General features: G+C 70.0%; 19 protein-coding genes. 13 read left to right on the top strand and 6 right to left on the bottom strand.

Features of this window, described 5'->3' with window-relative positions; all coding sequences use genetic code 11:
• Positions 1 to 130: 130 nt before the first annotated feature.
• Positions 131 to 661, top strand: coding sequence for a hypothetical protein (locus tag AC3EUV_RS09765; protein WP_435602657.1), 531 nt, complete (start codon positions 131 to 133; stop codon positions 659 to 661).
• Between the two features lie 370 nt (positions 662 to 1,031).
• On the opposite strand, the gene AC3EUV_RS09770 is transcribed toward AC3EUV_RS09765, so the two are convergent.
• Positions 1,032 to 2,414 carry a glycine--tRNA ligase gene (locus AC3EUV_RS09770; protein WP_432141636.1) on the bottom strand — a complete coding sequence of 461 codons (1,383 nt, stop codon included), beginning with the start codon at positions 2,412 to 2,414 and terminating at the stop codon, positions 1,032 to 1,034.
• Between the two features lie 208 nt (positions 2,415 to 2,622).
• Between AC3EUV_RS09770 and AC3EUV_RS09775 the strand changes: the two genes are divergently transcribed.
• The 4 genes from AC3EUV_RS09775 to AC3EUV_RS09790 all read left to right on the top strand — a co-directional run bounded on the left by AC3EUV_RS09775 (position 2,623) and on the right by AC3EUV_RS09790 (position 5,877).
• On the top strand, positions 2,623 to 3,585 hold the full coding sequence (locus AC3EUV_RS09775; RefSeq protein WP_435602658.1) for a metal ABC transporter substrate-binding protein: 963 nt from the start codon (positions 2,623 to 2,625) through the stop codon (positions 3,583 to 3,585).
• 32 nt (positions 3,586 to 3,617) lie between these two features.
• Positions 3,618 to 4,397, top strand: coding sequence for a metal ABC transporter ATP-binding protein (locus tag AC3EUV_RS09780; RefSeq protein ID WP_432141634.1), 780 nt, complete (start codon positions 3,618 to 3,620; stop codon positions 4,395 to 4,397).
• Positions 4,397 to 5,296, top strand: coding sequence for a metal ABC transporter permease (locus AC3EUV_RS09785; RefSeq protein ID WP_435602659.1), 900 nt, complete (start codon positions 4,397 to 4,399; stop codon positions 5,294 to 5,296). Before AC3EUV_RS09780 ends, AC3EUV_RS09785 begins: the two co-directional genes overlap by 1 nt.
• A 152-nt stretch (positions 5,297 to 5,448) precedes the next feature.
• Positions 5,449 to 5,877, top strand: a complete 429-nt coding sequence (locus AC3EUV_RS09790; RefSeq protein ID WP_432141632.1) for a Fur family transcriptional regulator — start codon at positions 5,449 to 5,451, stop codon at positions 5,875 to 5,877.
• 77 nt (positions 5,878 to 5,954) lie between these two features.
• Here AC3EUV_RS09790 and AC3EUV_RS09795 read toward each other — a convergent pair whose 3' ends face one another.
• The 3 genes from AC3EUV_RS09795 to AC3EUV_RS09805 all read right to left on the bottom strand — a co-directional run bounded on the left by AC3EUV_RS09795 (position 5,955) and on the right by AC3EUV_RS09805 (position 7,883).
• The gene (locus tag AC3EUV_RS09795) at positions 5,955 to 6,773 is read right to left on the bottom strand and encodes an isoprenyl transferase (RefSeq protein ID WP_432141631.1); all 819 of its coding nucleotides are present in this window, start codon (positions 6,771 to 6,773) and stop codon (positions 5,955 to 5,957) included.
• Positions 6,774 to 6,830: 57 nt separating this feature from the next.
• Entirely contained in the window at positions 6,831 to 7,577 is a 747-nt protein-coding gene (recO, locus tag AC3EUV_RS09800; protein ID WP_042154633.1) for a DNA repair protein RecO, read from the bottom strand.
• Between the two features lie 93 nt (positions 7,578 to 7,670).
• A complete protein-coding gene (locus AC3EUV_RS09805; protein WP_386683840.1) occupies positions 7,671 to 7,883 on the bottom strand; it encodes a hypothetical protein in 213 nt (70 codons plus the stop codon).
• A 118-nt stretch (positions 7,884 to 8,001) separates the two neighbouring features.
• Between AC3EUV_RS09805 and AC3EUV_RS09810 the strand changes: the two genes are divergently transcribed.
• From AC3EUV_RS09810 to AC3EUV_RS09845, 8 genes are all read left to right on the top strand, one after another.
• Positions 8,002 to 8,835, top strand: coding sequence for a helix-turn-helix domain-containing protein (locus AC3EUV_RS09810; RefSeq protein ID WP_435602660.1), 834 nt, complete (start codon positions 8,002 to 8,004; stop codon positions 8,833 to 8,835).
• Positions 8,817 to 9,107 (top strand): DUF397 domain-containing protein, encoded by a 291-nt coding sequence (locus AC3EUV_RS09815; protein ID WP_432141629.1) that lies wholly within the window; start codon positions 8,817 to 8,819, stop codon positions 9,105 to 9,107. The genes AC3EUV_RS09810 and AC3EUV_RS09815 overlap by 19 nt, the downstream gene beginning before the upstream one ends.
• A 243-nt stretch (positions 9,108 to 9,350) precedes the next feature.
• Positions 9,351 to 10,781 carry an ATP-binding protein gene (locus AC3EUV_RS09820; RefSeq protein WP_435602661.1) on the top strand — a complete coding sequence of 477 codons (1,431 nt, stop codon included), beginning with the start codon at positions 9,351 to 9,353 and terminating at the stop codon, positions 10,779 to 10,781.
• Positions 10,782 to 10,783: 2 nt separating this feature from the next.
• Positions 10,784 to 11,212 carry a roadblock/LC7 domain-containing protein gene (locus AC3EUV_RS09825; protein ID WP_432141627.1) on the top strand — a complete coding sequence of 143 codons (429 nt, stop codon included), beginning with the start codon at positions 10,784 to 10,786 and terminating at the stop codon, positions 11,210 to 11,212.
• Entirely contained in the window at positions 11,209 to 11,571 is a 363-nt protein-coding gene (locus AC3EUV_RS09830) for a DUF742 domain-containing protein (protein WP_085927072.1), read from the top strand. The genes AC3EUV_RS09825 and AC3EUV_RS09830 overlap by 4 nt, the downstream gene beginning before the upstream one ends.
• Before the next feature lie 28 nt (positions 11,572 to 11,599).
• Positions 11,600 to 12,178, top strand: coding sequence for a GTP-binding protein (locus AC3EUV_RS09835; protein WP_432141779.1), 579 nt, complete (start codon positions 11,600 to 11,602; stop codon positions 12,176 to 12,178).
• Entirely contained in the window at positions 12,175 to 13,551 is a 1,377-nt protein-coding gene (locus tag AC3EUV_RS09840; protein ID WP_435602662.1) for a cytochrome P450, read from the top strand. Before AC3EUV_RS09835 ends, AC3EUV_RS09840 begins: the two co-directional genes overlap by 4 nt.
• The gene (locus AC3EUV_RS09845; RefSeq protein WP_435602663.1) at positions 13,467 to 14,702 is read left to right on the top strand and encodes a cytochrome P450 family protein; all 1,236 of its coding nucleotides are present in this window, start codon (positions 13,467 to 13,469) and stop codon (positions 14,700 to 14,702) included. Before AC3EUV_RS09840 ends, AC3EUV_RS09845 begins: the two co-directional genes overlap by 85 nt.
• Positions 14,703 to 14,836: 134 nt before the next feature.
• Here the strand turns inward: AC3EUV_RS09845 and AC3EUV_RS09850 are convergent, their stop codons facing one another.
• Together AC3EUV_RS09850 and AC3EUV_RS09855 are read right to left on the bottom strand one after the other, a co-directional pair.
• Positions 14,837 to 15,535: a TerB family tellurite resistance protein gene (locus AC3EUV_RS09850; RefSeq protein WP_432141778.1), complete on the bottom strand. Its 699-nt coding sequence runs from the start codon at positions 15,533 to 15,535 to the stop codon at positions 14,837 to 14,839.
• A gap of 340 nt (positions 15,536 to 15,875) precedes the next feature.
• Positions 15,876 to 16,955 (bottom strand): SGNH/GDSL hydrolase family protein, encoded by a 1,080-nt coding sequence (locus tag AC3EUV_RS09855; RefSeq protein WP_435602664.1) that lies wholly within the window; start codon positions 16,953 to 16,955, stop codon positions 15,876 to 15,878.
• Between the last annotated feature and the right edge of the window lie 130 nt (positions 16,956 to 17,085).

Below are 17,085 nucleotides of genomic sequence, written 5' to 3' on the forward strand. Positions count from 1 at the left end.
TGTCCGTACCGGGGGTGTAGCTGGTGCCACCCCAAGTCGGACAGCGGAGTTACTGACGGAAGGCGCCCGAAACCGGAGTGTTGATCACGAGCCCGACGGCCGGGTTCACGACTCCGAAAGCGACCCTTCCATGACCCTGCTCGCCTACAACTCCCCCGCCACCCAAGCCAGTTGCCCCCGCCGCAGCATTTCCACCCGACCGGCGCGCATCGCCACCGAACGTCGCCGACGGTCCAGAATCCTGACCGACACCGGACGTCGCCGGCAGTCGCGGATCCTGACCGATGCCGGACGTCTCCGCCTGGGCAGGATCCTGACCGGCGCCGGCCTCGTCCTCCTCCCCTGGCTCGGCTACCTCGCCGGCACCCTCCCGCCCGCCGAGGCCGCAGCCTGGGTCACCCTCGACACCCTGGAAGCTGCCGCCCTCCTCCTCACCGGCACCCGCCTCCTACGCGGCGACCCCCGCCACCGCACCCCCGCAGCCGCCGCGGCCCTCCTGCTCCTCACCGACGCCTGCCTCGACCTGGCCACCGCCACCCCCGGCACGGAACTGACCACCGCCCTCGCCATGGCGATAGGAGCGGAACTCCCCCTGGCCACCCTCTGCGCAACACTGGCCACCCGCCCGGCAATCCCGGCCGCCGCCCCTCACACGCGTTGACAACGCCGGCGCGCCATACGCCTAGGGGCCGACCGAACAAAACCCGTAGGGGCCGCTGGCACCCCCTGCGGGCCACAACGCGGCGGGTATAACGGGGTATTCCCACGACCCCGTCCCGCCACGACGACGTTCAGCCCACGCGGCCCGCTCGGGCCGCCCGGCCCACGCGGCCACCCCACGGTACGTGCACGCAAAAACACCGGCCCACCCCAGAAAACCCAGCCCGACCGGCACTTGAGGTCACCCACCGGCCCCCCCACCCCGCACACACAAAAACGCCGGCCGACCCCGGAATACCCGAGCCCGACCGGCGTTTGAGGTCGCCCGCAGGGGCGCAGCCCCGAGGGACAGCGCCCCGCCCCGTGAGGGACTAGCAGCCGAGCAGTCGCGCCCCCAGGTACGCCTGGATCTGGTCCAGGCTGACCCGCTCCTGCTTCATGGTGTCGCGCTCGCGCACGGTCACCGCGTTGTCGTCGAGGGTGTCGAAGTCGACGGTGACGCAGAACGGCGTGCCGATCTCGTCCTGGCGGCGGTAGCGGCGGCCGATCGCGCCGGCGTCGTCGAACTCGATGTTCCAGTTCTTGCGCAGGTCCGTGGCCAGCCCCTTCGCCTTCGGCGACAGCTGCGGGTTGCGGGACAGCGGCAGCACCGCGACCTTGACCGGCGCCAGGCGCGGGTCGAGGCGCATGACGGTGCGCTTCTCCATCTTGCCCTTGGCGTTGGGCGCCTCGTCCTCGATGTACGCGTCGAGCATGAAGGCGAGCATCGCGCGGTTCACACCGGCCGCCGGCTCGATGACGTAGGGGGTCCAGCGCTCGCCGGCCTCCTGGTCGAAGTAGGAGAGGTCCTGGCCGGAGGCCTTGGCGTGCGCCGACAGGTCGTAGTCGGTGCGGTTGGCCACGCCCTCCAGCTCGGAGAACTCGGTGCCGCCGAAGTTGAAGCGGTACTCGATGTCAGCGGTGCGCTTGGAGTAGTGCGAGAGCTTCTCGGCCGGGTGCTCGTACCAGCGGATGTTCTCCTCGCGGATGCCGAGGTCGCGGTACCAGTTCCACCGCTCGGCCATCCAGTACTCCTGCCACTCCTCGTCCTCGCCCGGCTTGACGAAGAACTCCATCTCCATCTGCTCGAACTCGCGGGTCCGGAAGATGAAGTTGCCGGGCGTGATCTCGTTGCGGAAGGACTTGCCCATCTGCGCGATGCCGAACGGCGGCTTCTTGCGGGAAGTCTGCTGCACCTGGGCGAAGTTGGTGAAGATGCCCTGGGCGGTCTCGGGGCGCAGGTAGGCGACCGAGGCGGTGTCCTGGGACGGGCCGAGGTGGGTGGAGAGCAGGCCGGAGAACTGCTTGGGCTCGGTGAAGCCGCCCTTGTTGCCGCAGTGGGGGCAGTTGACGTCGGCGAGGCCGTTCTCGGGGAGCCGCCCGTGCTTGGCCTCGTACGCCTCCTCCAGGTGGTCCGCGCGGAAGCGCTTGTGGCAGGAGGTGCACTCGGTGAGCGGGTCGGTGAAGGTGGCGACGTGGCCGGACGCCTGCCAGACCTCGGGGGCCAGGATCACCGACGAGTCGATGCCGACGACGTCTTCGCGCGAGGTGACCATGGCGCGCCACCACTGACGCTTGATGTTCTCCTTGAGCTCGACGCCCAGGGGACCGTAGTCCCAGGCAGCGCGGGAGCCGCCGTAGATCTCACTGCACGGATAGACGAAGCCACGGCGCTTGCTCAGGCTGACGATGGTATCGATCTTGTCGGCGGCCACGGTGCTCTCTTCATTACGACGACGAACGATGGATGGGCGGCGCCCTGGCGTCCCGATGAGGGGTGTGGTCAAAGACGGCCGGGCGAATAGTTCAGGGTACCGGCGGCCGTACCCCCTGGATCAAATCGGTTCCGGCCCACTGTCGCCCCGCTCACACCGCTCCAGCTGTTGTTGACAATCGTTTCCAACATTGTTGAAAATGAGTGTCATGAACATACGCCGTCCCATATCCACCGCGACCCTCGCCGGGGTCTCGGTGCTCGGCCTGCTGGCCCTCTCCGCCTGCTCCCCCTCGGGCGGCGCCCGGACCGAGGACGGCAAGCTGAGGGTGACAGCGTCCTTCTACCCCATGGAATTCCTCGCCCGGCAGATCGGCGGGCAGCACGTCGAGGTGACCGACCTCACCAAGCCGGGGGTCGAGCCGCACGACCTGGAGCTCTCCCCGAAGCAGACCGCCCAGCTCGGCGAGTCCGGCGCGATCGTCTACCTCAAGGGCCTCCAGCCCGCCGTGGACGCCGCCGTCGAGCAGTCCGGCGCCAAGCACGTCGCCGACGCCGCGGCCCTCACCTCCCTCGAAGCGCACGGCACCGAGGTCGACGGCCACCACCACACCACCGGCGACAACCACTCGCACTCGGAATCCGAGGGCGGCAAGGACCCGCACCTCTGGCTCGACCCGGTGAAGTACGCCGAGGTCGCCAAGGGCGTCAACAAGACCCTCGCCAAGGCCGACCCCGGCCACAAGGCCGACTACCAGAAGAACACCGACGCCCTGGTGAAGAAGCTCGACGGGCTGAACACCGAGTTCAAGAACGGCCTGAAGAAGCGGTCGTCCGACACCTTCCTCACCACCCACGCCGCCTTCGGCTACCTCGCCGAGCGCTACGGCCTCACCGAGGAGGCCATCAGCGGACTCGACCCCGAGTCCGAGCCCAGCGCCAAGCGCATCAAGGACCTGCACACCCTCGCCAAGGAGCACCACGTCTCCACGGTCTTCTTCGAGACCATCGCCAACCCCGCCACCGCCAAGGCCCTGGCCGGCGACCTCCGCCTGAAGACCGATGTCCTGGACCCGCTGGAGGGGATCAACGCCAAGTCCCGCGGCACGGACTACTTCGGTGTGCAGCGCGCCAACCTCGCCGCGCTGCAGAAGGCGCTCGGCAGCAAGTGACGGACACCGCACCGCACGTGACGGAGGCCCCCATGAACCAGCCGCACCCCCAGCCGGTGATCGACCTGCGCGGGGCCACCGCCTCGCTGGGCGCCCGCCCCGTATTGCGCGGTGTCGACCTCACCGTGCACTCCGGCGAGGTCGTCGCGCTGCTCGGCGCCAACGGCTCCGGCAAGTCCACCGCCGTACGCTCCGTGATCGGCCAGGTCCCGCTCACCGGCGGTGAGCTGGCCCTCTTCGGCACGGACTTCCGGCGGTTCCGGAACTGGGCCCGGATCGGCTATGTCCCGCAGCGCACCACCGCGGCCGGCGGCGTCCCCGCCACCGTCCGCGAGGTCGTCACGGCAGGCCGGCTGGCCCGTACGAAGCTGGGCATCCTGCGCAAGGCCGACCGGGCCGCCGTGCACCGGGCGCTGGAGCTGGTCGGCATGGCGGACCGCGCCAAGGACTCCGTCAACGCGCTCTCCGGCGGACAGCATCAGCGGGTGCTGATCGCCCGTGCGCTGGCCGGCGAACCGGAACTGCTGATCATGGACGAGCCGATGGCCGGCGTCGACCTGGCCAGCCAGGAGGTGCTCGCCGCCGCCCTGCGCGAACAGGTCGGCCGCGGTGCCACGGTCCTGCTCGTGCTGCACGAGCTGGGCCCGCTGGAACCGCTGATCGACCGCGCGGTGGTGCTGCGGGACGGCTGTGTCGTCCACGACGGCCCGCCGCCCGAGGCCGTGGGCCAGCACGCGCTGCCCGGCCACGACCATGTCCACCCGCACGCCGACCAGGCCGCGGAACCGATCCGGACGGGGCTGCTGAGCTGATGGAGATCCTCGACTACGCCTTCATGCAGCGGGCCCTGATCGCCGCCCTGATCGTCGGCGTCACCGCCCCCGCCATCGGCATCTACCTCGTCCAGCGCCGCCAGGCCCTGATGGGCGACGGCATCGGCCATGTCGCGCTGACCGGCGTCGGCCTCGGCTTCCTGCTGAACACCAGCCCCATCTGGGTCGCCACCGCGGTCGCCATCGCCGGCTCGGTCGTCATGGAGCTGATCCGCTGGTACGGCAAGACCCGCGGCGACCTCGCGCTGGCCATGCTGTTCTACGGCGGTATGGCGGGCGGCGTGATGCTGATGAACCTCTCCGACGCGGGCTCCAACGCCAACCTCGGCACCTACCTCTTCGGCTCGATCACCACCGTCTCGCCACAGGACATGACGACGATCTATGTGCTCGCCGCCCTGGTGCTGGCGATCACGATCGGACTGCGCCGCCAGCTGTTCGCGGTGTGCCAGGACGAGGAGTTCGCCCGGGTGACCGGCTTGCCGGTGCGGCTGCTGAATCTGCTGGTCGCCGTCACCGCCGCGGTCACCGTCACCGTCGCCATGCGCGTCGTCGGTCTGCTGCTGGTCAGCGCCCTGATGGTGATCCCGGTCGCGGCCGCCCAGCAGATCAGCCGCAGCTTCGCGGTCACCTTCTCGGTGGCCGTGGCCATCGGGGTCGCGGTCACCCTTACGGGCACCACCACCTCGTACTACGTCGACGTCCCGTCCGGCGCCACGATCGTGCTGTTCGCCATCGGTCTGTTCGTGCTCTTCACCGGGCTCGCCGCCCCGCTCGCGAAAAAGCGTGCAAGGGCTGCCGCAGAAGCCTCGAAGGGGTGCACTCTGGAGGTACCCGGCGACCGCTCGGCGACGGACGATGTCAGTGTGGCCGGGTGAGCACGGGCGGCAGGAAGCCGGCGGACCACCGCCGGCGACAGATACGTGTATCGGTAAGCGTCTCCCCGGCGGGCCGGTCATCACCTGGCACAATGGCGGGACGCACGTGCAGGGGGAAGTCCTGACGTCGTAAACGTCCTAGGGAGGCAACGGTGGCGACGAGCGCGGGATCTCCGGTACGCGGCCGGTCGACGCGGCAGCGGACCGCGGTGTCGGCCGCACTCGACGAGGTCGACGAGTTCCGCAGTGCGCAGGAGCTGCACGACATGCTCAAGCACAAGGGCGACTCCGTCGGGCTGACCACCGTCTACCGGACGCTTCAGTCCCTCGCCGACGCCGGTGAGGTCGATGTGCTGCGCACCAGCGACGGGGAGGCGGTCTACCGCCGGTGCAGCACCGACGATCACCACCACCACCTGGTGTGCCGGGCCTGCGGCAAGGCCGTCGAGGTCGAGGGCCCCGCGGTGGAGAAGTGGGCCGACCAGATCGCCCGGGAGCACGGCTTCCAGGACGTCGCGCACACCATCGAGATCTTCGGGACCTGCGGCGAGTGCGCCAGGCGGGCCACCGAGAAGCAGTAGCGGCAGCACCGCGACGCCACGCCGAAGGGCCGCCTCCGATCATCGGAGGCGGCCCTTTGCGCGTCTGCCCGCGGCCCCTACGTCGCGGTCTCGCCGTCCGACAGCTGCGCGCCACCGAACCTGCGGTCCCGCTTGGCGTACTCCAGGCACGCCTCCCACAGGTTCCGGCGGTCGAAGTCCGGCCACAGAATGTCCTGGAACACCATCTCCGCGTACGCGCTCTGCCAGATCAGGTAGTTCGAGGTCCGCTGCTCGCCCGACGGCCGCACGAAGAGATCCACATCCGGCATGTCCGGGTAGTACATGTACTTCGCGACGGTCTTCTCACTGACCTTCGACGGGTCCAGCTTCCCGGCCCGCACATCCGCCGCGATGGCCGCCGCCGCGTCCGCGATCTCGGCCCGACCGCCGTAATTCACGCAGAAATACAGCGTCATCGCGTCATTGTTCTTGGTCTGCTCCTGGGCGATCTGGAGCTCCTGCACGACGGACTTCCACAGCTTCGGCATACGCCCGACCCAGCGGATACGGATACCCAGCGCATCCATCTCGTCACGGCGCCGCCGGATCACATCGCGGTTGAAGTTCATCAGGAAGCGGACCTCGTCGGGCGACCGCTTCCAGTTCTCCGTCGAGAAGGCGTACAGCGAAAGATTCTTCACGCCCATTTCGATGCAGCCCTTGAGGACGTCCAGCACGACGCCCTCGCCGACCTTGTGGCCCTCGGTGCGCGGCAGCCCGCGCTCCTTGGCCCACCGGCCGTTGCCGTCCATGACGACCGCCACATGGTTCGGGACGAGCTCACTGGGGATCTTCGGCGGCCGGGCACCGGAAGGGTGCGGCTCGGGCGTGAGGTATTCACGTCGATTACGGCCCAGAATCCCGCGTCGTGCCATGCGGCCCACTTCTCCTAGAGGTCTTGAGAGGCGTCTTCGCCTTGAGGGTCGTGTTCGCTATTTCTCTACGTACCGGAGAGAGCGCAGGCCCCGCTCCAGATGCCAGTGCAGATACGCCGTGACAAGGCCGCTGCCCTCCCGGGCATGACGGGCCTCACAGGCGTCCGCGGTCTCCCAGTCGCCGGTCAGCAGCGCACTCAGGAGCCCGATGGCCTCAGAGGAGGGTACGACGCTCCCCGGCACCCGGCAGTCACCACAGGTCACCCCGCCCGACGCGACCGAGAAGAACCGGTTGGGGCCGGGCAGCCCGCACCGCGCACAGCTGTCGAAACTTGGCGCATAACCGTTGACGGCGAGCGAGCGCAGCAGGAACGCGTCCAGCACCAGATGCGGCTCGTGCTCCCCGCGGGCCAGCGTCCGCAGCCCGCCGACCAGCAGCAGATACTGCTGTACGGCGGGCTCGCCCTCATGATCGGTGAACCGCTCGGCGGTCTCCAGCATGGCCGTGCCGGCCGTGTAGCGGGCGTAGTCGGTGACGATCCCGCCGCCGTACGCCGCGATCGTCTCGCTCTGCGTACACAGCGGCAGCCCGCGCCCGATCAGCTCGCTGCCGCGGGCGTAGAACTGCACATCGACATGCGAGAACGGCTCCAGCCGCGCCCCGAACTTCGACTTCGTCCGCCGCACCCCACGGGCCACCGCCCGCACCCGGCCGTGCCCCCGGGTGAGCAGCGTGATGATCCGGTCCGCCTCACCCAGCTTCTGGGTGCGCAGCACGATGCCGTCGTCGCGGAACAGACTCATGGCGCCATTCTCGCGCATCGGCCGAAGCGGACCGGGCCGGGTGCCCCTCGGGCCCACGGCCCCTCAGCCTCCCTCAGCCTCCCTCAGCCCTTCTCAGTCCCGGGCGCCCCTGGAGTGCTCGGTCAGGGCGTCGGTCAGCTGCCGGGCGACCTCCATCGAGCACCGCCCGAGCTCGACCAGCGGCGGGATGTAGCGGTGCGCGATCGACACCGGATCGGGGCGCAGCGAGGGCAGCACGACGCCGGCCCGTGCCAGGGCCTCGCGCAATTCCGTCGTCACGGCTTCCACTTCCTTGAACTGCTGCATGGGCGTCCGCACTTTCCGTGAGGGGTTTCACTGTTCGCATTCAGAGCGTGACGGTGTGGAACTACGGTGGGCAAGGGCACCGCCACTGCAACGGGTGCGCAGAGAAAGGACGTACGTCATGGCCAACGCTTCACGGCAAGCCGCCTGGGAATTCTGGGGCACGGGGCTGAAGCGCCGCCGGGAGGACGCGGGGTTGACCCAGGAGGCCCTGGGCCGCCGCGTCTTCGTGTCCGGCGGCTACATCGGCCAGTTCGAGCAGGCGATCAGAAAGCCGCAGTTGGACGTGGCAGTGCGCATCGATGAGGTCCTGCAAACCGATGGCTTTTTCGAGCGGACCTGGCGGAAGCTGATCGACGACAAGCGGTATCCGGATTACTTCGCCGTAGCGGCGGAGCTGGAGCCGCTGGCAGCGAAAATCTGCGAGTTCGAGCCCGTGATCGTGCCAGGGCTGCTCCAGACACGGTCGTACGCGCAGTCACTCTTGCTCGCGGGCAACCCGCTCGCGACGGACGAGTACATCGATGAGAAGGTCCGCGGCCGTCTGGACCGAACCGTCATCCTCAAGGACGCTTCACGCCCCGTCTACTGGGCTGTGCTGCACGAGGCCGCACTGCGGGTACCGGTAGGCGGCCCGGGCATCATGGCTGAGCAGTTGGAGCACATTGCGCGACTCTCCCGCGAGCGCAAAATCCTGCTACAGGCCGTACCGTTCGCGGCGGGGGCATACCCGGTGATGGGGAAATCAATTCGGCTCATGGAGTTCGAGGATGCCCCGCCAACCGCTTATACAGAAGGCCTGTATTCGGGGAACTTGCTGGACGATCCGGCCGTGGTGAAGCGCGTACAGCAGGACTACGATCTGCTCAGGGCCGCCGCGCTGTCGCCGGAGGCGTCCCGGGCCCTGATCGAGTCGGCGGTGGAGGACTACAGACGATGCGTGAGTACGACCTGAGCACCGCCCGCTGGCGTAAGAGCAGCTACAGCGACCAGAACGGCGGCAACTGCGTCGAGGTCGCCCACGACTTCCCCGGCGCCGCCCATTGGCGCAAGAGCAGCTACAGCGACGGCAACGGCGGCAACTGCATCGAGGTCGCCGACGACACCCCCGGCATCGTCCCCGTCCGCGACAGCAAGAACCCCGAGGGCCCCGCCCTCGTCTTCCCGGCCGCGGGATGGACCGCCTTCATCGGCGCCGTCAAAAACTCGCATTTCACCGGCGCCTGACCGGCTTTCACCAGGCGTACACAACAGGCGCACAAAGGCCCCGCCATCTCGCTGGATGACGGGGCCACATCACGTTATGGTCCGGGTCATCGTGGGCGGAAGACGACCTTCCCGTACTTCTCAGTCGCCCCGTGGAACTGGCCCTCACGGCTCGTCAACCGCCCGGTAGCATCCCGTGAAGTTCGGCAAGACACGTCGCCGTGAAGGCCGGCCGATCCAGTCAGTACCCAAATGAGGATCTCGATGACATCCATACCGGAGGCGCTGTTGTGGTGCCTCAGCGCAGGTACGGCCGCCGCCGTGGTCCTGGCGGCGCTCTCGATCCGTGCGGGCAGGCAGCGCGCGGACCTGCGAAAGCGCCTGTCCGCCGCTGAGGATCAGAACAGCGCCACGCTCCACAGCAATACGGAGCTGACGGCCCGGCTGCGCGCCACCGAGGCCGAGATCCGGCATCTGGCCGGTAGCCGGCTCCCCGAACTGACGCTGGCGCTGGCCCATCCGCATGTGCCCGTACCGGGGCTGCTGGACGCGCGGTTCGCCGGGTCGGAGACCGAACAGGCGCTCAACGGCGTACTGGAGCAGGTCAGCGACGCGATCACCAAGGAGCGGGCGCGGGTCGACGCCGCCGCGCAGTCCACCCTCCGCGGGGCGACCACCACCATTCAGGCGCTGCTCTACCGCATCCAGACGGCGCTCCAGGAGATGCAGCACCGCTACGACGACCCGAACGTCGCCCAGGACCTGCTGAACGCCGACTTCCTCAACGAGCAGGCGCTGCGGCGCGTGCAGGCCACCGGTGTGGTCTGCGGCGCCTGGCCGGGGCTGACCCGCGAGGACTCCTACCTCGCCGAGCTGGTCGTCGGCGCCACCTCCCGGCTGCGCGGCTACGAGCGGGTGAACATCAGCAATCAGCTGCGGGACCCGGTCGCCGTGGTCGCGCGGGCGGTGGAGCCGATCGCGATCGTGGTCACCGAGCTGCTGGCCAACGCGCTGCACCACTCGCATCGTGAACTGCCCGTCACCATCACCCTCCAGCAGGGCAATCGGGGCGCCTCGGTCATCGTCGACGACTACGGCGTCGGGATGCACGACGACGAGATCAAGGCGGCGATGGAGCTGCTGGCGGCCGACGAGGACCTGCTGCTCACCCAGCTCGGCGACCCGCCGCGGTCCGGGTTCGCGGCGGCCGGTCAGCTGGTGCGCCAGTACGGCTTCGGGGTCCATGTCGAGCCCTCGCCGTACGGCGGGGTGCGCGCGGTCGTGTACATCCCGGGTGACCCGCTGCTCACCGTCCTCGACGAGAGCGCCCAGCCGATGTCCGTGATGGCGCCGATGCCGCACCGTTCCGCGGTGCCGGATCGTTCCTCCTCGGTGCTGCCCACCGGGTCCGCGACAGCGCCCGCGGCCCCCGCCGCACAGCCCGCGCCCGCGCCCTCCGCGCAGCCCGCCCCCTCCTACGAGGCCCCGGCCCAGCAGGCCGAAGGCGAACTCCCGCGCCGGCGGCGCCGTAAGCCCGTCTCCGAAACCGATGAGGATGCCGCGCGCACCGAGCCGGCTCCCGAGCGCTCCCCGGAAGAGACCGGAACCCGCTGGGCCGCGCTCCAGCGCGGTACCGAGTCCGGCCGGGCGGCCGCCCAGTCAGAACCCCCTCGCAGTCCCGAAGGGAACGCCTAGTCATGAACAGCCCCACCCGCCGCCGTGTTGCCGAGGACAAGTCCTGGGTGCTGGCACCCCTTTTGGAGCTGCCGCATGTTCTTCACGCAGCCGTCATCTCCGGCGACGGATTCATCGAGGGCTCCTCACCCGGTCTGAAGCGGGACTCCGCCGAGGGTGTCGCCGCGATGATGTCCGCGCTCCAGGGCGCGGGCCGGGCCGTCACCGCGGCGTTCGCCGAGAAGGACGACACCCGGCTGCGGCAGACCGTGATCGAGTCCGATGAAGGCTTCGTCTTCGCGATACCGGCCGGCGAGAACACCTGCCTGGCCGTCTTCGCCGGCCCGGAGGTGAACATGGGTGTGGTCGCGCACCATATGCAGGTCCAGGTGACGACCCTGGGCAACAAGGTCATGAACAGCCGGGCGCGGGACCTCGGTAACCCGGTATGACCCCCCGCCAGAGCAGCGGCAGGCGCCTCGTACCGGCCTATCTGGCGACCGGCGGACGCGCCCAGCCCAGCCGCAACACCCTGGACCGGCTCACCCTGCTGCACAGCGTGGGGATGCCGATCACCAGTGAGGTACGCCCGGAGGAGCACCGCATCCTGGAGCTGCTTCAGCCCGGGGCGCTGTCTCTGGCCGAGGTCGCCGCCCACCTTCACCTGCCCGTGAGCGTGGTGAAGGTGCTGGTGGCCGACCTCGTCGACGCCGGGCGGCTGCACGCCCGTGCCCCCATCCCCGAAGCCGAGCAATTCGACCGACACATCCTGGAGAGGGTTCTCGATGGACTCCGCTCTCTCAAGTCCTAGCCCCGGCACCGGCGCGAGCACCGGCAACATGTACCTCTCCGGCGAGAACCAGACACTGGTCAAACTGCTGATCGCGGGACCGTTCGGGGTCGGCAAGACCACCCTGATCCGTGCGCTGTCGGAGACTCCGCCGCTGCACACCGAAGAGGTCATGACCCAGACCGGCGCCGCCGTCGACGATCTCGCCGGAGTCCGGGAGAAGACCACCACCACCGTCGCCATCGACTTCGGGCGGCTGACCCTGCCCGGGGACCTGGCGCTGTATCTGTTCGGCACGCCGGGCCAGAAGCGCTTCCGTCCCCTGTGGCAGGACATCGCCCGCGGCGCACTGGGCGCCCTCGTCCTCGCGGACACCCGCCGGCTGGCGGACTCCTTCGAGGTGATGGACATCGTCGAGGAGGCCGGACTGCGCTACGCGGTCGCGGTCAACACCTTCCCCGACGCGCCCCAGTACGACGTCGACAAGCTCCGCGAGGCGCTCGATCTGCACCCCGAGACGCCGCTGGTGCTGTGTGACGCCCGCGACCGGGAGCAGTCCGTCGACGCGCTGATCGCGCTCGTCGGGCACGTCCTGGCCCACACCCCCGAGGAGAACCCGAACCCGTGACTTCCCCGCACCGGCCGGGAGCCGCGCCGCCACCGGGCTGCCCGGCGCACGCCGCCGCTCCGTACCAGCAGGCACCTGACGACGCCCACGCCCCGGTGAAGCTCTACGGGCCGGACTTCGCCGCCGACCCGCACCGCATCTACGCGCAGCTGCGCCAGTACGGCGCGCTGGCGCCGGTCGAGATCGCGCCGGAGGTGACCGCGATGCTGGTCACCGACTACCGGGCGGCCCTCGACCTGCTGCACGACGACCAGACCTGGTCCAAGGACTCCCGCGAGTGGATGACCACCGTCCCGGCGGACTCGCCGGTCATGCCGATGCTGATGTGGCGGCCCAACATCTTCTACGCGGACGGGCCGGCGCACGTCCGCTACCGGGACGTCGTCGTCGACAGCTTCAAGCTCGTCGAGCCGCATGAGCTGCGGGCCCGCGTCCACCACGCCGCGGACAGCCTGATCCAGCGGTTCGGGGCGCACGGCGAGGTCGATCTGATCGGCGACTATGCGCGGCTGATCCCGCTGCTGATGTTCAACAACCTCTTCGGGATGCCCGATTCCTACAGCGAGCGGCTGATCGAGGCCATCGCGGGGATGCTGGACGGCACCTCCCCGGAGGAGGCCGCGGCCGCCAACGAGGCGTTCACCAACTACATCATGGAGCTGGTGGGCTCGAAGAAGGCCGAGCGCGGGCTGGACCTGACGTCCTGGTTCATGGACCACCCCAACGGGCTGAGCGACGAGGAGCTGATCCACAACATCCTCCTCACGATGGGCGCGGGCAACGAACCGCTCGCCAACCTCATCGGCAACGCGCTGTCGCGGATGCTGTCCGACGACCGCTACTACAACACCCTGTCCGGTGGCGCGCTGACCGCGCACGACGCCATCAACGAGGTGCTGTGGAACGACCCGCCGCTGACGAACTACTCCGCGCACTTCCCGGTCCGGGATGTTTTCTTCCACGGCACCTGGGTGCGCAAGGGGCAGTTGGTGATGGTGTCGTACGCGGCCGCCAACAGCCAGTTCGACACCACCTCGCTGGATACGCCCGGTTCGGGCGGCGGCTCGCACCTGGCCTGGGCGGCCGGTCCGCACGCCTGCCCCGTGAAGCGGCATGCGCTGCTGATCGCCACCACGGCGATCGAGCGGCTCACGGCCTGGCTCTCCGACATCGAACTCGCCGTGGATCCCGGCACGTTGCAGTGGCGCAACGGCGCGTTCCACCGGGCCCTCGTCGCGCTCCCGGCCCGCTTCACCCCGATCACCCCTGACCAGGCAGGAGCTACTCCATGGCACAACAGGGACAGCGGCCCTTCGTCATCGACCCGGTCGGAAGCGACATCCACGGGGAGGCAGCCCGCCTCCGCGCACTAGGCCCGGTGGCCCGGACCGAGCTGCCCGGCGGTATCGAGGCGTGGACGGTCACCAGCCACGCCCTCCTCAAGCAGCTGCTGACCGACGACCGGGTCTCGAAGAACCCCCGGGACCACTGGCCGGAGTGGCAGCGCGAGGAGATCCGCAGCAGCTGGCTCCAGTACTGGATCGGCGTCACCAACATGTTCACCGCGTACGGCGCCGATCACCGCCGGCTGCGCAAGCTGATCGCCCCGGCGTTCACGGCCCGCCGTACCGACGCCATGCGCCCGCGGGTGGAGAGCATCACCGCGGCGCTGCTGGACGACCTCGCCGCGCACCCGGCGGGCGAGCCGCTGGACCTGCGGGCACGGTTCAACCACCCGCTGCCCATGCAGGTCATCTGTGAGCTGTTCGGCGTCCCCGAGGGCGAGCAGCGCGGCGAACTCGCCCGCCTCGTCACGGCCATCATGGACACCACGGCCACCCCGGAGCAGGCCGGTGCTACCAGCGCGGCCGTCCATGCGCTGCTGTCCGGTCTGGTCGCCGCCAAGCGCGAGCACCCGGCGGACGACCTCACCAGCCTGCTGGTCTGCGCGCGCGACGACGAGGGCCGGACGATGACCGAGCAGGAGCTGCTGGACACCCTGCTGCTGGTCATCGGGGCCGGTCACGAGACCACCGTCGATCTCCTGGGCAACGCGGTGCACGCCCTGCTGACCCACCCCGAGCAGCTCGAGCTGGTGCTGTCGGGCCAGGTCTCCTGGAACGACGTCATCGAGGAGACCCTCCGCTGGGCGCCCAGCATCGCCGCGCTCCCCCTCCGCTTCGCCGTGGAGGACATCGAGATCCCGGACGGCCCGACCCTCCGCAAGGGCGAGGCGATCCTCCCGGGCTACGCGGCGGCCGGCCGGGATGCCGCGTTCCACGGCGACACCGCCGCCGAGTTCGACATCCGGCGCTCCCACCAGGAGCACCTGGCGTTCGGTCACGGCGTGCACCACTGCCTCGGCGCCCCGCTGGCCCGTATGGAGGCCCGGATCGCCCTGCCGGCTCTCTTCGCCCGCTTCCCTGACCTCCAACTGGCCGACCCGGCCGAGCAGTTGGAGCCGACCAGCGGCTTCATCTCGGGCGGTCTGCGCACCCTGCCGGTCCGTCTGACTCCGGCGTGAAACCGTCCTGAGGCGGGCCTGAACCCGTCCCGAGGCGGGCCTGAAGCGGGCCTGAGAAGGCTCTTGGGCGGCCCGCCGCTGCGGCGCCCGACCCCGTCACACCGCCCGGGTGGTGGGGTCTTCTGCTGCCGCCCTCAGGACGGCGTACGCGCCGCGGCCAGCAGCCGGTTGATCTCGGCGGGGCGCAGCGTCAGGGCGCTGCCGACGGTGCTCAGCACCTCGCGTTCCGCGGGGGTGTAGGAGCCGTCGGCGAGGGCGATCCGGGCGCCCTGGAGCAGGAGCGCTTCCCGGCCCGCGGGGGCGAGGTGCGGGGCGAGCGGCTCCAGCGCCTCGTGGAGCTCTATGGCCAGCGCGGTGCCGCACGGGTCCAGGCCCTGGTGGCCGCAGTGGCCGCCGGTGACCGCGTCGTAGGTGCCGGTCAGCCGGCCGGTGTCGGCGGCGAGGGCGGCGAGCAGGGTCAGCAGCTCGTCCTCGGTGCAGTCCGCGAAGCCGGCCGCGCGGACCGTGTCGACGGCGGTGTCGCGGACCGCGCGGGAGGAGGTGCCGCCGGCGGCCAGCAGCGCGAGGGTGACGGTGTGGACGGCGTCCCGGAGCATCGCGGAGAAGCGGAGGGTGGTGGGGTGGTCCAGGGCGTCCGGGCCGAAGTGGCCGCGGCAGGCGGAGCACTCCAGGACCGGGCCGGCGGGGCCGCGGGAGAGGAGCGGGAGGCCGAGGAGGGTGAGCCGGCGACGGCCGGTCCGGCGGAGGTAGTTGCGGTCCCCGCCGCAGTCCGGGCAGAAGAACTCGCCATCGGCGACGGTCCGCCAGGACGTGCGCACGCCCATCACACACATCTTGTGGATCACGTCAGCCCTCCGTAACTCACCCGTACCCCTCCGGACACGGGTGGTAACCCCACGGCCCCCTCGTCGCATTGGACGTGATGTTAGCCACATACGTGATGCGGCGTCAGCACCTCGTACCGGACAACTGGCCGGATGACGAAGCACCCCGCCCCTCCGGAAGGTAGGCGGCGGGGCCTATGGACGCCGTGAAGAGCATGGCCATGAGGAGGCGGGCAACGGGCGGGGCGGCTGCGGGGGCCGCTCGTGGCGGGAGCGCGGCTTGGCCAAAAGGGTGGGGGTACGGCGGGGCCGCGCCGGGACCGGCGTCAGCCTTACGAGGTCATTTGCCTTACGGGATCATCAGCGCCCGGGTCACCTGGCGTGACTGGCTGTCCAGGCCGCGGGCGTTGGGGTGGACGAAGGTGCAGGCCGCGCCGGTGCCGGGGAAGGACCGGCACAGCTCCGTCGGCGGGTCGGCCTGGTTTCCGTCGCCGGTGAGGTCGTCCTTGATGCCGTACATCCACTTCGCCTCGCCGCTCGCACACACCCCGTGCGCGGCACTCGGCCCGTAGGTGTCGACGTAACTCGCGCCGTGGTAGGCGGCGTGCTTCTCCAGCAGTGCGTTCAGGCGCAGTTCGAGGCTGTCGAGCCAGGGCATGTCGCCCTTCTTGACGCTGCCGAGCTGGTTCCAGCGGCCGAAGGTGCAGCCGGAGTTGTCCGGAACGATGGCCGGATATCCCACGACGGCGACCCGTGCGTGCGGTGCGCGCCGGTGGATCACCGTCATCATGTGGGCGAAGTCGGTGTCGAGCCGGCTGAACCGCTCCTCCAGCCAGTCCTCGCCCGGACCGCCGTCGCTGTAGTGGTCGGTACAGGGCTTCGGCTGAAGGGGCTTGGAGATGCCCAGTTCGAGGCACTTGGTCACGATGGGCCCGAAGCCGAGGGAGTTGCCGCCGACGCCGATGGTCACGTAGTCGGTGTCCGGGGACAACGCGTCGACCTGCGGGGGCAGATCGGACCAGCCGCCCGGGGGCGGGTTGGTGGGCGGCCCGTGAATCTTGGCGGCCGGCTGGGGGCCGAGGACCCCGTCGACCACCTCGGCGGCCCCGCAGGTCTTATCCGTCAGCGCGAATCCGAGCTCACCGGCCACCTGGTGCGGGTAGTTGCGTCCGGAGCGGCCGCAGCCGTCGTGCTCCTCCCAGGGGCGGACGAAGACCCCGGCGCTGTAGGAGTCGCCGAGCGCCACATACTCCGGACGGTCCGCCGTCCGGGCCGGGGCTCCGGACGCCGCCGGGGCGAACACGGAGGCCAGCACGGCAAGCAAGGCAGCCGCCGCGACGGCCGGCCGGGAGAGTGCGGGCACGCCATATCTGCTCATCTGCACGTCCTTGGTGTCCGCGCCGCGGCCGGTCCGACGAGCGCTGCTCACCAAACGTACTGAGCTACTTACGCACAGTGATATGCATGGAGTCCAAACCCCACCTTCAGGTGGCGGGGTCGCACAACGGCGCCCCCGCGGCTCGGAAGGAGTCGCGGGGGCGCCGAAAGGGGGCGGCCGG

Source organism: Streptomyces sp. bgisy130 (assembly GCF_057708345.1).

Excerpts from the sequence above, each read along its gene's own strand:
- AC3EUV_RS09795 (WP_432141631.1), bottom strand. The coding sequence starts at position 6,773 with ATGGCACGACGCGGGATTCTGGGCCGTAATCGACGTGAATACCTCACG.
- AC3EUV_RS09820 (WP_435602661.1), top strand. The coding sequence starts at position 9,351 with ATGACATCCATACCGGAGGCGCTGTTGTGGTGCCTCAGCGCAGGTACG.
- AC3EUV_RS09850 (WP_432141778.1), bottom strand. The coding sequence starts at position 15,535 with ATGTGTGTGATGGGCGTGCGCACGTCCTGGCGGACCGTCGCCGATGGC.
- AC3EUV_RS09845 (WP_435602663.1), top strand. The coding sequence starts at position 13,467 with ATGGCACAACAGGGACAGCGGCCCTTCGTCATCGACCCGGTCGGAAGC.
- AC3EUV_RS09805 (WP_386683840.1), bottom strand. The coding sequence starts at position 7,883 with ATGCAGCAGTTCAAGGAAGTGGAAGCCGTGACGACGGAATTGCGCGAG.
- AC3EUV_RS09815 (WP_432141629.1), top strand. The coding sequence starts at position 8,817 with ATGCGTGAGTACGACCTGAGCACCGCCCGCTGGCGTAAGAGCAGCTAC.
- AC3EUV_RS09835 (WP_432141779.1), top strand. The coding sequence starts at position 11,600 with ATGTACCTCTCCGGCGAGAACCAGACACTGGTCAAACTGCTGATCGCG.
- AC3EUV_RS09785 (WP_435602659.1), top strand. The coding sequence starts at position 4,397 with ATGGAGATCCTCGACTACGCCTTCATGCAGCGGGCCCTGATCGCCGCC.
- AC3EUV_RS09775 (WP_435602658.1), top strand. The coding sequence starts at position 2,623 with ATGAACATACGCCGTCCCATATCCACCGCGACCCTCGCCGGGGTCTCG.
- recO (WP_042154633.1), bottom strand. The coding sequence starts at position 7,577 with ATGAGTCTGTTCCGCGACGACGGCATCGTGCTGCGCACCCAGAAGCTG.
- AC3EUV_RS09765 (WP_435602657.1), top strand. The coding sequence starts at position 131 with ATGACCCTGCTCGCCTACAACTCCCCCGCCACCCAAGCCAGTTGCCCC.
- AC3EUV_RS09810 (WP_435602660.1), top strand. The coding sequence starts at position 8,002 with ATGGCCAACGCTTCACGGCAAGCCGCCTGGGAATTCTGGGGCACGGGG.
- AC3EUV_RS09830 (WP_085927072.1), top strand. The coding sequence starts at position 11,209 with ATGACCCCCCGCCAGAGCAGCGGCAGGCGCCTCGTACCGGCCTATCTG.
- AC3EUV_RS09780 (WP_432141634.1), top strand. The coding sequence starts at position 3,618 with ATGAACCAGCCGCACCCCCAGCCGGTGATCGACCTGCGCGGGGCCACC.
- AC3EUV_RS09825 (WP_432141627.1), top strand. The coding sequence starts at position 10,784 with ATGAACAGCCCCACCCGCCGCCGTGTTGCCGAGGACAAGTCCTGGGTG.